Origin of the sequence: Nitrospirillum iridis, from assembly GCF_014205765.1 — a bacterium.
Taxonomy (GTDB): domain Bacteria; phylum Pseudomonadota; class Alphaproteobacteria; order Azospirillales; family Azospirillaceae; genus Nitrospirillum; species Nitrospirillum iridis.
On sequence record NZ_JACIIZ010000023.1, the window covers coordinates 73859 to 87242 of the forward strand.

General features: G+C 66.9%; 12 protein-coding genes and 1 tRNA gene. 12 read left to right on the forward strand and 1 reads right to left on the reverse strand.

The window, feature by feature from the left end; translation table 11 throughout:
* Position 1 precedes the first annotated feature (1 nt).
* From FHS74_RS28080 to FHS74_RS31235, 12 genes are all read left to right on the forward strand, one after another.
* Positions 2-592 (forward strand): ureidoglycolate lyase, encoded by a 591-nt coding sequence (locus tag FHS74_RS28080; RefSeq protein ID WP_184807576.1) that lies wholly within the window; start codon positions 2-4, stop codon positions 590-592.
* A 64-nt stretch (positions 593-656) separates the two neighbouring features.
* Positions 657-1001 (forward strand): hypothetical protein, encoded by a 345-nt coding sequence (locus FHS74_RS28085; RefSeq protein ID WP_184807577.1) that lies wholly within the window; start codon positions 657-659, stop codon positions 999-1001.
* 23 nt (positions 1002-1024) lie between these two features.
* Positions 1025-2212: a class I SAM-dependent methyltransferase gene (locus FHS74_RS28090; protein ID WP_184807578.1), complete on the forward strand. Its 1188-nt coding sequence runs from the start codon at positions 1025-1027 to the stop codon at positions 2210-2212.
* Between the two features lie 340 nt (positions 2213-2552).
* On the forward strand, positions 2553-5045 hold the full coding sequence (locus FHS74_RS28095; RefSeq protein WP_184807579.1) for a TonB-dependent receptor domain-containing protein: 2493 nt from the start codon (positions 2553-2555) through the stop codon (positions 5043-5045).
* A gap of 87 nt (positions 5046-5132) precedes the next feature.
* On the forward strand, positions 5133-5966 hold the full coding sequence (locus tag FHS74_RS28100; RefSeq protein ID WP_184807580.1) for an alpha/beta fold hydrolase: 834 nt from the start codon (positions 5133-5135) through the stop codon (positions 5964-5966).
* A gap of 23 nt (positions 5967-5989) precedes the next feature.
* Entirely contained in the window at positions 5990-7003 is a 1014-nt protein-coding gene (locus FHS74_RS28105; protein ID WP_184807581.1) for a phosphotransferase enzyme family protein, read from the forward strand.
* An 82-nt stretch (positions 7004-7085) separates the two neighbouring features.
* Positions 7086-8405, forward strand: coding sequence for a M24 family metallopeptidase (locus FHS74_RS28110; RefSeq protein WP_184807582.1), 1320 nt, complete (start codon positions 7086-7088; stop codon positions 8403-8405).
* A gap of 10 nt (positions 8406-8415) precedes the next feature.
* Positions 8416-9306 (forward strand): LLM class oxidoreductase, encoded by an 891-nt coding sequence (locus FHS74_RS28115; protein WP_184807583.1) that lies wholly within the window; start codon positions 8416-8418, stop codon positions 9304-9306.
* Entirely contained in the window at positions 9306-10592 is a 1287-nt protein-coding gene (locus tag FHS74_RS28120; protein WP_211106597.1) for an NtaA/DmoA family FMN-dependent monooxygenase, read from the forward strand. The genes FHS74_RS28115 and FHS74_RS28120 overlap by 1 nt, the downstream gene beginning before the upstream one ends.
* On the forward strand, positions 10589-11452 hold the full coding sequence (locus FHS74_RS28125; protein WP_184807584.1) for an alpha/beta hydrolase: 864 nt from the start codon (positions 10589-10591) through the stop codon (positions 11450-11452). Before FHS74_RS28120 ends, FHS74_RS28125 begins: the two co-directional genes overlap by 4 nt.
* A complete protein-coding gene (locus tag FHS74_RS28130) occupies positions 11449-12846 on the forward strand; it encodes an MFS transporter (protein ID WP_184807585.1) in 1398 nt (465 codons plus the stop codon). Before FHS74_RS28125 ends, FHS74_RS28130 begins: the two co-directional genes overlap by 4 nt.
* Before the next feature lie 43 nt (positions 12847-12889).
* Positions 12890-13312: a recombinase family protein gene (locus FHS74_RS31235; protein ID WP_184807589.1), complete on the forward strand. Its 423-nt coding sequence runs from the start codon at positions 12890-12892 to the stop codon at positions 13310-13312.
* On the opposite strand, the gene FHS74_RS28140 is transcribed toward FHS74_RS31235, so the two are convergent.
* Positions 13291-13367 (reverse strand) — tRNA-Met (locus FHS74_RS28140). The two genes, FHS74_RS31235 and FHS74_RS28140, sit on opposite strands and share 22 nt — an antisense overlap.
* Positions 13368-13384 lie beyond the last annotated feature (17 nt).

Consider the following 13384-nt stretch of genomic DNA (forward strand, 5'->3'; position numbering starts at 1 on the left):
AATGACCCAAGCCGCCACAGCCCCCACCGGAATCGTCACCCTGGCCGTCGAGACCGCGACGCCGGAAGCCCTGGCCGCGTTCGGGCGCGTCCTGGGCCGCACAGCCGACGTAAAGCCGGTGTCGGTGGACTTTTACAAGGGGCGGGTGCTGATGCGCTATCCGGTGGAGTTCGCCTGCGAGCATCCGGTGGACATCAGCCTGGCGACGGTGGACACCCGCCCGCCGGAGGTGCGCTACATGGAACGCCATTTCCAGCACACCCAGACCTTCATCCCGCTGGCCGGGAAGCCCTTCGTCGTCGTGATGGCGCCGCCGTCGGACGGCGACCTGCCCGACCTGTCGCAGGCCCGCGCCTTCCTGTTTGACGGCAATGCCGGTTTCACCCTGCACCTGGGCACCTGGCATGAGTTCCCCTTCGCCGTGGAGGATGCCACCGACGTGGTCGTCATCCTCTCCAGCCAGACAGGCTATGACCTGCACCAGCGCGACGCCGTGACGGAGGAAGCCTTCGGGCCCGACCTGGACAAGAAGGACATCCTGGCGCGCACGGGTACGCTGATCCGCTTCGCCCCGCCGACGGCACGGGCCTGACGACGCCCCCCCTTGGAGCCCTCCTTTTGGGGCTCATACAACCCGGGAACAGGAACAGGGACCGATGGAACGCAAGAACAAGGAAAGGGTCAGCCGCTCGCAAGGCAGCCAGCCGACCATATTCAAGGACGCCACCACCGACGCGCTGGCGTCGATGGTGATGGCGCTGCTGGGCGAGGTGATGGTGCTGCGCGACCGGCTGGACGCCCATGAGCGCCTGGCCGGCGGCTACGGCCCCGCCGATGTCGACGCCTTCCGCCCCGACCCGGAAGCGCGCGCTTATCGCGCCGCCTACCGTCAGCTGGCCTATGACCGCGTCCTGGGCGTGGCCCGCGACAAGCTGCTGCCGGACAGCCTGAGGGAACAGCGCGACTATGACAGCGTGCTGGACGAAGTGACGACGAACTGAACCCTTTCCTGGAAGGACACACCATGACCGAGCATTTCGGACACGCCGTCATGCCGCAGGCGACGCATGACGAACAGGCGATGGAAGACCACTTCCTGGCCATGCGCCTGTGGACCATTCAGAACATGGACCCCCTGGACAAGCGGCTGGTGAACGAGGTGATCGTTCCCGAGATCGAGGCGAAGACGGGCGCGCCGCCCAAGTCCAGCGCCCAGATGCGGGCGACACTTGAAGAACACCCGTTCCACCAGTACTGGCTGTCGCTCAGCTTCTTCTATCAAGACCAGATTTGGCGCACCCTGGGCGCCAGCGTGGACCGGCAGTACGACACCCTGGCCAACGCCGTGTCCGAACAGACGGCGGCGCCGCGCGGCTCCCTGACGCTGGATCCGGGCTTGGCCATTCCCCGCTATATCGCGGCCTTCGACCATCACCGCATGCCTGGCAGCTATCACGTCGACACGTCGGCCGCGGACTTCAGGGCGGGCGCGCTGTACGACCGTTTCGCCTCAACCTATCTGCGCAACCTGAACGGTGGCTGGAAGAACGACGGGCGTGGACAGACGCTGGTGGCGCATTTGCGGGATTTCTATCCCGACCTGAAGCCCCGCCGCATATTGGATCTCGGGTGCTCCGTCGGGCACAGCACCGTGGCCATCGCCGCCGCCTTCCCGGATGCCGAGGTACACGCCATCGACGTGGGCGCGCCCATGCTGCGCTACGGCCACGCCCGGGCGGAAGCCATGGGCCAGGCCATCCACTTCAGCCAGCAGAACGCGGAGCGCACCCGGTTCGAGGATGCCAGCTTCGACCTCATCACCTCCTCCGCCCTGCTGCACGAAACCTCGGCCGCGGCCATGCGCAACATCTTCGCGGAATGCCATCGCCTGCTGCGGCCGGGCGGGGTGATGGCCCATGTCGAGGTGCCGCCACGCCATGAACACCTGGGACTGTGGGAGCAGATGCGCTGCGATTTTGAATCGCACTATAACAACGAGCCGTTCATGGCGGCGCTAAGCCGGGTGGACTACGTAGCCACCAGCGTCGGCGCCGGTTTCAGCGCTGAGGACGTTATCGTTGGCTATCGCAAGGGCGTCGCGGAAGCCCGTGCCAGCAGGGATGACTTCTTCACTCAAGGCGACCCCCAGGGCCGCACCCTGCTGGGCAGCTGGTACGTCTGCTCCGCGATCAAGACCAGCGGATTGAACTGACGACCGGCGTTCCGGTCGCACCGATGATGACAGGAGGCCGCGGCATCGTCCCGGCCTCCTTTTTTCATGTCACCGCCCCACCCTCTTCCCTACGGGGACATGTCCGAACAAGCGAAAGGCCGGTCCATCTAGCGGACAGCAGCGCCCCCGACGTTGCGTTGCCCAGCCTCACAATTAATCCTCAAACATAATTCCGGCACAAGACCGAGAGAAATGGGAAATCTGGCAGTTTTCCCGACAGGGTAATTTTACCCGCTGTTTGTGGTCCAGGGGATTACGCGGCGGCACTAACAAGAATTAGTGGGCCTGAAGAGAGCACTCAAAAAACTGGGAGACTTCCGTGGTCAACAGAACGAAGCGCACCGCGCTGATCGGCGCATCTTTATTTAGCCTTTCCACTGCTTCCGGCCTCACCATCGCCACACCGATGGCCTATGCCGCCGCCGAAGCCGCCACACCTGCGGAGGACTTTGGGGAACTGCAGGAAATCGTCGTCACGGCGCGCAAGCGCTCGGAAGATGTGCTCAAGACCCCTGTCGCCGTCAGCGTGCTGACCAGCGACACCATCGAGCAGCGTGGCGTCGTCTCGGTCAACGACATCGCCGACCAGACCCCCGGCATGAACGTCACCAACAACGCCGCCGGGCGCAGCGACCGTTCCTTCCAGCAGATGGTCATCCGCGGCTTCGCCCCGGCCATCGTCGACATCACCACGGTGGCGACCTTCATCGACGGCGTGCCCGTCAGCTCCGCCTCCGCGCTGACCACCATTTCGGATCCGGAACGTGTCGAAGTGCTGAAGGGGCCGCAGAGCGCCTATTTCGGCCGCAACACCTTCGCCGGCGCCTTCAACGTGGTGAACAAGGTTCCCACCGACGAATTCCACGGCAGCGCCAGCGTGATGGTGGGCACCCGCGACAACTACCGCATGAGCGCCGCCCTGGAAGGCCCCATCGTGGGCGACAAGCTGACCTTCCGTGTCACCGGCGACCGCTTCTCCAAGAGCGGCTCCTATGAAAACGCCGCCAACACCAGTCAGACCCTGGGCGACCAGTCCACCACCAGCGGCACCCTGATGCTGGTGTTCAAGCCCATCGATGGCCTGACGATCAAGGCCTTCGGCATGCTGTCCAAGGATGACGACGGCCCCTCCGCCCAGGGCCTGATCTCCGCCTACACGGTCACGAATTCCTCCGGCAAGGTCGTGGTCCAGGGCCAGTCCAACTGCAAGCTGAACGGCAATCCCACCTTCTGCGGCACCGCGCCATCGCTGACCTCCACCACGCCTTCCGCCTCCACCCTGACCGACAGCTACATCAAGAATTTCCTGTCCCTGCCCAACGGCCGCTTCCTGTCGCCCTCCGATGGCACGCAGGGCTACGGCCTGGTTCGCCACTTCTACCACGGCCACATCGCGGCGGATTACGAGATCCCCGATACCGACCTTACCGTCAGCTATTTGCTGGGCGTGAACAGCGAGAAGTACAGCGCGCTGGTCGACCTGGACAATTACGGCGACACCTCGGTCCTGAACAACGGCTTCGGCTCCGTCCCGGCCGGCGCCCGCACCTACTTCGACTATCCCTACCTGGTTGAGCGCAAGACGGACGACTTTTCCCAGGAACTGCGCCTGGCTTACGACAGCGGCCCCCTGCGCGTCACCGGCGGCGTGAACTTCATCGACGCCTGGACGCAGGCCGGCAACGGCGGCGGCAACGGCGCCCTGGGCAAGACCGCCTTCTTCAGCGCCAACGGCGAAACGCGGTCACGCACCTCCAGCGCCTTCTACGGCATCACCTACCAGGTGACCGACGCCCTGAGCCTCAGCGCCGAGGGCCGGTACCAGATCGACAAGCTGTTCGCCTACGCGCCGCTCAGCGGCTATACCGCGACCACCAGCACCTTCGTTCCGGCCGGCTACTATGCCGGCGGCTCGCTGATGCTGAGCAAGTCCTACGAAAACTTCATGCCCCGCTTCATCGCGCAGTACCAGCTGAACGATGACCTGATGACCTACGCCTCCTACGCGCAAGGTGTGAACCCGGGCCGGTTCAACACCAGCTTCATCTCCTCCTCCGCCGCCACCCAGCGCGCGGCGGCGGCGGCCGGCCTGAAGGTGCAGGTCGACCCGGAAGAGGTGACCAATTATGAAATCGGCTTGAAAGGCCGGTTGTTCGACGGTCGCCTGCGCTTCACCCTGGACGGCTACTACGCCCAGTGGCGCAATCAGATCAATTCGCTGAACCTGTCCGGCATCGATCCCGTCACCAACTCCGCCTTCGCCATCACCAGTTACGACAACACCGGCGACGTCGATCTGAAAGGCATCGAGTTCGACGGCACCTACGCGCTGACCAAGCAGATCGCCCTGAACCTGGGTGCCGCCCTGGTCGACACCGACATCCAGTCGTACAGATCGACCGCCGTCTCCAAGCTGACCGGCGTCACCGATTTCAGCGGCAAGGAGATGCCCAACACCTCCAAGTACTCCGCCAACGCTGGCCTGCAGTACAACGGCGAACTGAAGGGCTGGACGGAGGGCACGTGGTTCGCCCGCGCCGACTACATCTACAAGTCCGGTGTGTGGTCGAACGCCGCCAACGTCGTGAAGACCCCGGACCGCCACACGGTGAACGTCCGCCTGGGCGCCACCCAGGGCGACATCTCCGCCGACGTGTTCATCAATAACCTGTTCGACAACACGACCTACACGTCGATCAGCGACCAGTTCATCTTCACCAATAACTTCGCCTACACCAGCACCCTTTCCGCGCTGGTGGTCGGCCTGCCCGAGCGCCGCACGTTCGGCCTTCAGGTCCGCTACAAGTTCTGATCCCGACATCCAGCGGACGGTCGCCAAGGCGCCGTCCGCCTTCTCCTTCCCCGGCCCCGCCGGGGAAGGCATCGGAGCGCCTTTTCCATGAGCGTCGCCATCACCCGCGGCTACACCAATGGCCGGTACGGCCAAGTTCACTATCGCGTCGCCCGGCCGGCGGGCCCAACGGCCGGCCGGCCCCTCGTCCTGTTCCACCAAAACCCTTCGTCCTCCTTCGAATATGAACCGCTGATCGCCGAGATGGCCACGGACCGCGTGGTGCTGGCGCTGGACACGCCAGGCTACGGCATGTCCGACCGCCCACCGGCGCCGCTCACCATCGCCGGCTACGCGACGGCGCTGGTGGAGGTCTTGCCGGATCTGGGTGTTACGGCCGCCGAGGGCTGCGACGTCTACGGCTTCCATACCGGCGCCCTCCTGTCCATCGAGGCGGCACTGGCCCGGCCTGACCTGGTGCGCCGGGTCGCCGTTACCGGCATGCCCATGCGCACGGCGGAGGAAGCCGCCGCCTTGCTTGAGGTCGCCAACACCGCCCCGTCCGTGGATGAGGCGGGCGAGATGGCGCTGGGCATGGCCAAGCGCCTGTGGGACTACGTCGTCACCTCACGCGCGGCCGGGGCTCCCTTGCGCCGCGCCGCCGACAACTGGGTCGACAAGCTGCGCGTCATGGACCGCGGCCATTGGGCCTACGTCGCGGTGTGGAGCTACCAGTACCAGCCCCGCCTGCCACTGGTAACCCAGCCCGTGCTGGTTCTTCAGCCCAATGAGGACATCCGCGACCTCTCCCTGGCGGCGGCCGCCCTGCTGCCCAACCACCGCATCGTCGAGATGCCGGAATGGGACCGGGACATCTTCGACCTACCGGCGGCCGTCACCCGCATGGGTGTCGAACTGCGCCAGTTCCTTGACCAGCCTTAATCATTGATTGTTAGGAGTTGCCAATGACCGCCCTCGCCGCCGTGCCGCCGCAGAGCGCCCTGCCCATGGCCAAGATCTCCCACTCGGTCATGGACCCGGACTTCCTGGCGGCGGAAGTGGCCCGGCGCTACGCGATCGCCGGTCCCGTCAACGCCTTCCTGCTGTACCGGGGCATGAACGACGTCTACCTGGTCCAGGGAGCGGAAGAGCGCTACGCCCTGCGTGTCTGGCGCAAGACCTACCGCGGCGTGGACGAGGTGGCGACGGAGCTGAACTTCCTGGACTACCTGCGCCAGCAGGGCTTCCCCGCCTCCGCCGGTGTGCGCACACGGGATGGAGAGCTGTACTTCAAGCTGGACTCGCCCGAGGGCGCCCGCGCCATCGCCCTTTACGACTGGGCGCCGGGCAAGAAGTTCACCGAAAGGCTGGACATCGCGAATGCCGAGCGCATCGGCGCCCTGTTCGCCCAGATGCACCTGCACGGCGTCGCCTACAATGGCGGGCGCCCCTTCCCCACCGACAATCTGGTGCGCTTCAAGGTCACCGTTCCGGCACTGCTGAACTTCGTCTACGACCGCCCGGACGACCTGCGGGACTACGCCATCATCTGCGAACGCCTGGCGCAGCGCCTGATCGACATCCGGTCCGACGACGTGCCCATGGGCATATGCCACTGCGACTTCCACTCCAGCAACGTCCACGTCGCTGACGACGGGCGCATCACCTTCCTGGATTTCGACGGGACAGGTGAGGATTACCTGATGCAGGACGTGAAGAACTTCGTCTGGGGCAACCTGTTCTACGGCTTCTCCGAAAGCTATGGCGAGGCGTTCGAGCGGGGCTATGAGACCGTCCGTCCCTTCACCAAGGCGGAGAAGGAGCACGGCGAGCTGTTCCTCATGACCAAGGCTTTCCGCCTGGTGGCGGGCATGGCGGAATCCTCCGCCGCGGTGGGCCGGGGCACCCTGCGTTTCCGCAACCTGGATTGGCTGGGCGACTACATCAAGACCCGCGCCCGTCCCCTGGGGCTGCTGTGACGGCCGCGCGGGCCGGACGGGGGCTTGTTCCCCCGCCGCCCCCGCGCCGGTGGCCCCCGGAGCTTTTGTCCCAAGGTGTTTTATGGATGCCCTGAACGCCCAAATCGCCGCCCTGATGGCCGACGACGACGCCCTATTGCAGGGGCTGCAGCGCGGCGGCCCCATGAACCTGCCCCGGGCTTATGAAATCATGGAGCGGTTCGGGGTCGACGGCCTGGTGCTGGGCGATCCCCTGAATGTCTTCCACGCGCTGGGCTATTGGCCCCAGATCGGAACCACGCGGCAAGGCCAGCCGCCCACGACCTTCGCCATCCTGACCCGCGACCCGCGCCAAGCGCCGGCCATCGTCACCTCTCATTTCATCTATTATTACACCTTCGTCGACGGCGGCCCGCGCGACGGTGTCGCCGCCTACCTGTTCCAGGAGGCGGGGGACGAGGGCGCGGAGCGCACGGTGGAGCCCTGGGCCGGCCTGTTCGCCGACAGGGGCGCCGCCCCGCTGACCCAGGTCGAGGCGCGGCGGCGCGACCGCACCGACGTCGCCTTGCGCACCCGGCCCCTCGCGGCGGACAGCGGCGGCGCCCTGGTCAACGCCTTGCGCGACATGGGCCTGTGGACGGGCCGGCTGGCCTATGACCACGACGTTGTCCGCATGGTATGCGAGCGGCATGAACGGCCCGGCGCCCTGACCCCGGCGGACAATCTGCTGCGCTGGATCCGGGTGGTGAAGTCGCCCCTGGAACTGGCGCTGATGCGGCGCGGCGCCCAGGCCAACGCGGCGGCGGTTGACGCCGTCGTCGCCCAGGTGCGTGCCGGCGCCAACTACCGGGACTTGCGTCGGCTGTTCGCCGTGGAGAGCGCCCGGCGCGGCAACCGCGCCGTCTTCATGACCATCGACCGCGTCTCCTCCGACCTGCCCACGTCGGATACGGTGCGCGACGGCCAGTCGCTGTTCTTCGACGGCGTCAGCCACTTCCAGAACTACCACGGCGACTACGCCCGCACGGTGTTTGTGGGCGAGCCGGCGGCGGCCGCCGTTCGCGCGGCGGATGCGGCTGAGGCCGGCTGGAAGGCCATCCGCGAACAGCTGCGCCCCGGCATGCGCTTCTCCGAGGTCAGCCGCATCGGCCTGGAAGCCCTGCGCAAGTCCGGCGTGGGCGACCTCGTGACCTTCGGGCCCCACAGCGTCGGCCTGATGCACACGGACGAGCCGGGCGAGGTGCGCGGCGGCTTCTACGGCAAGAACGACCTGACCCTGGAAGAGAACATGATCCTGAGCGTCGACTGCCCCTCGCTGGACACAGGCATCGGGGGATCGGTGCACATCGAGGATTTGGTGGTGATCACGCGTGATGGCGCGGAACCCATCCACCCCCTCGGCAAACACGTCATCACGATTTGAGGCTTTCGCCATGTACCTATCGATCAGCATCGACGTCTCGCCCCGGGACGGGGCGGCCTTCGCCCAGCTGGGCCGGCAGACCGACCGTATCGAGCGAGCGGGGGCCGACTTCGTCCTGCTGGCCCACGAGACCGGGACCGGCGCGCTGGAACCGGGACGGCTGGAGGCGGTGGTCACCCTGCCCTGGATCGCCCGGCGCCTGGCCACGCCCGTGGTCGTCGCGGCCCTGCCGGCCGTTCATTCCGTCCCCTTCCATATCGCCCGCGCCCTGTCGGCGGCCGACTTCCTGACCTCGGGCCGCGCCGGCTGGCTGCCCCTGCTCCACGGTGGCGCCCGGTTCGACGCCGCCTATGGCGACGCCTACCACCTGCCGGCCGGCGACCGGGTGGCCAAGCATGACGACTTCATCCGCGCGACCCGCGCCTTGTGGGACAGCTGGGACCAGGACGCGCTGATCCTGAACAAGGACAGCGGCGAGTACCTGGACAGCACCAAGGTCCGCCGCGTGGATTACCGCGGCCCCTTCTTCGCCACCATGGGGCCGCTGAACGCCGCCCGGCCACCGCAGGGCCATCCCCTGCTGGTGCGCGACCTGGACGACGTGGCCGGCAGCGCCATAGCGGCGGACGTGGTGCTGGGCGGCGCCGACCGGCTGGCGGGCGTCGATGCCCGGGGCGCCGTGCGCCTGCTGAAGGTGACCGCCGCCACGGTGGAACAGGGGGAGGCCCTGGTGCGGACCGGCGATGCCGACGGCTTGCACGTGGCGGGACCCGACGCCATCGAACAGCTTGACGCGCTGCGCCGGCACCACACCCGGCGGCCCGCCACCGGTACCACGGCGCGCGCCCGCCTGGGCCTGAACGCACCCGCCAACCCCTACTCGAAGAAGGTCCCGGCCTGATGTCACGCGAGAACGGTAGATTGCACCTCTGGGCCTTCCTGCAGGGCATCGGCTTCTTTCCCGGCGGCTGGCGGGAGGAGAGGGCCACCCCTGACGCGGTGTTCCAGCGCGCCTATTACGAGCGCATCGCGCGCCTGGTGGAGGATGCGCGCTTCGACGCCATCGTCTTCGGCGACCAGTTGCAGGGGCGTGACGCCGCCGGCCGCACGCCCGGCCGTCTGGCCATTCCCACGCTGGACCCCTTCACCCTGCTGGCGGTCATGGCCGGCGTGACCAGCCGCGTCGGTCTGGTCGCCACGGTTTCCACCACCTACAATGAGCCGGCGGAGGTGGCGGCCAAGTTCGCGGCCCTGAACTTCATCAGCGACGGCCGGGCCGGCTGGAACATCGTCACCACCGTACACCCCAACAGCCCCTGGAACTTCGGCGAGCCGGACCTGTTGGAGAAGTCGGCGCGCTATGCCCGCGCCCAGGCCTTCGTCGACGCCGCGGACGCCTTCTGGCGGCAGGCGGCCGGCCACCCGGCCGCCAATGCCGCCGATGCGCTGAGGAACCAGTGGTTCGACATAGCCGGTACCCTGGATTTCCCGACCTCCCCGCAATACCGGCCCGTGCTGGTGCAGGCGGGACAGTCGCCGGACGGACGGAACTTCGCCGCCCAGTCGGCGGAGGCCATCTTCTGCCCCGCCCCCACCATCGACGCCGGCCGCGCCTATCGCGACGACATCCATGAGCGGGCGCGCGCCCTGGGCCGCGACCCTTCCACGATGCTGATCATGCCGGGTCTCGCCTTCATCCTGGGCGATACGGAGGAGGAGGCGCGGCGCAAGCACCACCATGTGCTGGAATTGGCCGACGACCAGTTGTGCATCGAATATCTGAGTGAATCCATCGGCTATGACCTGACCCGGCTGCCCGCCAACCAACCCTTCCCGCTGGACGAGATCTGTGCCGCCTGCGAGTTCCCGGCGGAGGACGTGCGCCGCATGCTGACACCGGCGGTGGAGGCCGGCCTGTCCATCGCCGACGCCTGCCGCGACTACGCCCGCAAGCCGCGCGGCCACGCCATCTTCGTCGGCACGCCGGAACAGATGGCCGATCGCATGGAAACCTGGATCGACGCCGGCGCGTGCGACGGCTTCACCCTGCAGCCGGGTTACATGCCCAGCGAGATCGAGCTGTTCTGCGCCCATGTCACCCCCCTGCTGCAGCGGCGCGGCCTGCTGCGGCGGGAGTACCAGGGACCAACCCTGCGCGACCACCTTGGCGGTGATTTCCGGTCATGATGGACGCATCGGTCGAACGCGCCTTCATTCGCATCCGTGAGGGCCAGATCCATCTGCGGCGCATCGTGAACCCGGCGGCGACCCAGCCGCCGGTGTTCCTGCTGCACGCCTCCCCCACCTCTTCCCGCTGGCTGGAAAGCCTGACGGTGGAGATCGCGCGGTCCGGCCGCACGGTGATCGCACCCGACACCCTGGGCAACGGCGACTCACCGGCGCCGGCCATCCCGTCGCCGGACATCGCCTATTTCGCCGACAGCGTGCTGCGTCTGGCCGACGCCATGGACATCGGCGCCTTCGACGTCTACGGCACCCACACCGGCGCCCGCACGGCCTGCGAACTGGCGGTCATGGCGGGCGGCGCCGAAGGAAGCGGTCGCGTGCGCCACGCCGTGCTGGATGGCATCAAGCAGTACGATGACGCCACCCGCGCCGCTGTCCTGGAGCATTACGCCCCCCGCAAGGAGCCTGACGAGCATGGCGCCCACCTGGTGTGGGCCTTTCATTTCGTGCGCGACCAAGCGCTGTATTTCCCGCACTTCATGCGCGACCCGGAACACCGTCTGCCCGGCCATATGCCCAGCAATCGGGTGCTGCACGACGCCGCCCTGGATGTGCTGAAGGCGCTGGACACCTACGCCCTGCCGTATCTCGCCGCCTTTCGCTACCGGCCGCTGGAGCGCCTGCCCCTCATCCACTGCCCCGTCCTGCTGCTGAAGGCGCAAGGCGAGCTGGCGGCCCTGAACGCCGCCATCGACGAGGCGGCTGGCCTGCTGCGGCACGGCAGCGTGGCCCCGGTCGCCTCCGACCCCGCGGCCAAGGCGCGGGCCATCGTCGCCTTCCTGGACGGAGATCACCCATGACCGCCCCACCCGCCGGCAACGGTGAGACCACCCGCCTCAGCATCGGCGTCTGCATCGGCTTCGGTGTCGGCACCGTGGGCGTCTCCATCATGCTGAACACGGTGACGGCCTATTTCCCGGCCTTCATGTCCACCGTGCTGGGCAAGAACACGGAGCTGGCGGGCTATCTGCTGATGGCGTCAAAGCTGTACGACGCCATCGCCGACCTGGTCATCGGCATGCTCAGCGACCGCACGCGCAGCCGATGGGGTCGGCGACGTCCCTTTCTGCTGGCGGGGGGCTTCGTGTCCGCGGCCTCGTTCGTGATGATCTTCTGCGCCCCGGACATGGGCGACACCGCCCTGATCGTATACATGCTGCTGGCGCTGATCATCTATTCCACCGGCTATTCCCTGTTCAACGTACCCTACATGGCGATGCCGTCGGAAATGACGCCGTCGCGCTATGAACGGTCACGCCTGCTGTCCTTCCGCACGCTTTTCGTCTCGCTGGGCCAGACCCTGGCCATGGCGGGCACCGCCGTCCTCATCTCCCAGAGCGGCGGCGGAGCGCGGGGTTACGCCGTCATGGGCTGGACCATGGCGTTGATCATCGGCACCGCGATGGCACTGTCCTTCTTCGGCACTGCCAAGGCGCCGGTGCTGGAGGTAGCTCCCGCTTCGGTGGAAAAGGCCGCCGGCGGCTCCTGGTTGACCGTGTTCCGCAACCGGCCCTTCTGCCTGCTGATGGCGGCCAAGGTCTGCCAGTTCCTGGCCTTCGCCAGCCTGGCCACCACCAGCCTGCTGTTCATGCTGAACGTGCTGCACTTGGGCTATAAGGGCCAGATGCAGCTGGCCCTCGCCCAGAACATCGCCTCCGGACTGTCCATGCCCGCCTGGCTGTGGCTGGAACGGCGGACGGGCAAGCGCAACGCCTATCTGGTCGGCATGGCCGTCATGGCACTGGCTGCGGCCAGCTGGCTGTTCGTCGGGAAGGACGGCGTCGGCACCGTCGAACTCTTGATCCGTGGCGTGGCCAGCGGTGTGGGCGCCGGCGGCATGATCCTGCTGTCCATCTCCATGCTGGCGGACACTCTGGCTTATGACCGGGAACTGACCGGCCTGCGGCGCGAGGGCCTGCTGTCCAGCATCATGGCCGTGATCGAAAAGGGCACCTTCGCCCTGGGCGTGGCCCTGCTGGGCATCATGCTGAACTTGGCCCATTACGTACCGACCAAGAACGGCCAGCTGGTGGAACAGCCGCGATCCGCCATCCTGGCGCTTTACGCCGGGTATGTTGTCATCCCCTTGCTGCTGTTCATCTGTAACGCCGTCTGCATCGGGTTCTACAAGCTGGGCGCGCGCAGCCCTGAATTCGCGACACCGGTGACTGATCTGGAACCCGCGGCAAATTGATATGTGAGACTGAACCGCAGTTCACCCGCCGCTTGAAGACCGGCTGCGGTTCAGTCGCCTCCACGTTGAATGGCAGGGGTGGATAATCACCGGCAGCGCCACCGACAGTGCCAAGTCCGGCGCGGCGCTGGTGCGCCCCGACATCCAGGAACTTATCCAGGACGCGGCACGGGGAATGGTCTCGATCGTGCGGGCCGAAGCCATAAATCGGCTCAGTCGGGATCAGGAGGACATCGCCGGCCCGTTCAAACGCATGGCGTTCGCGGGCATCAAGATCGCCACCCTGGCCGAGGGCGAGGTCAGCCCATGGTCGGGATTTATGCCGACTACATACAATTCGACCGGCTCGACACCCTGTCCTCTTGAGACTGGGATGTACCCCTGCCCTGGCGTGCGAACAGCAAAACCCCCGCCGGCTTGGCAGCGGGCGGGGGTCTCCGTATTTGGTTGCGGGGACAGGATTTGAACCTGTGACCTTCAGGTTATGAGCCTGACGAGCTACCGGGCTGCTCCACCCCGCGGATATGGCATGTGGGAG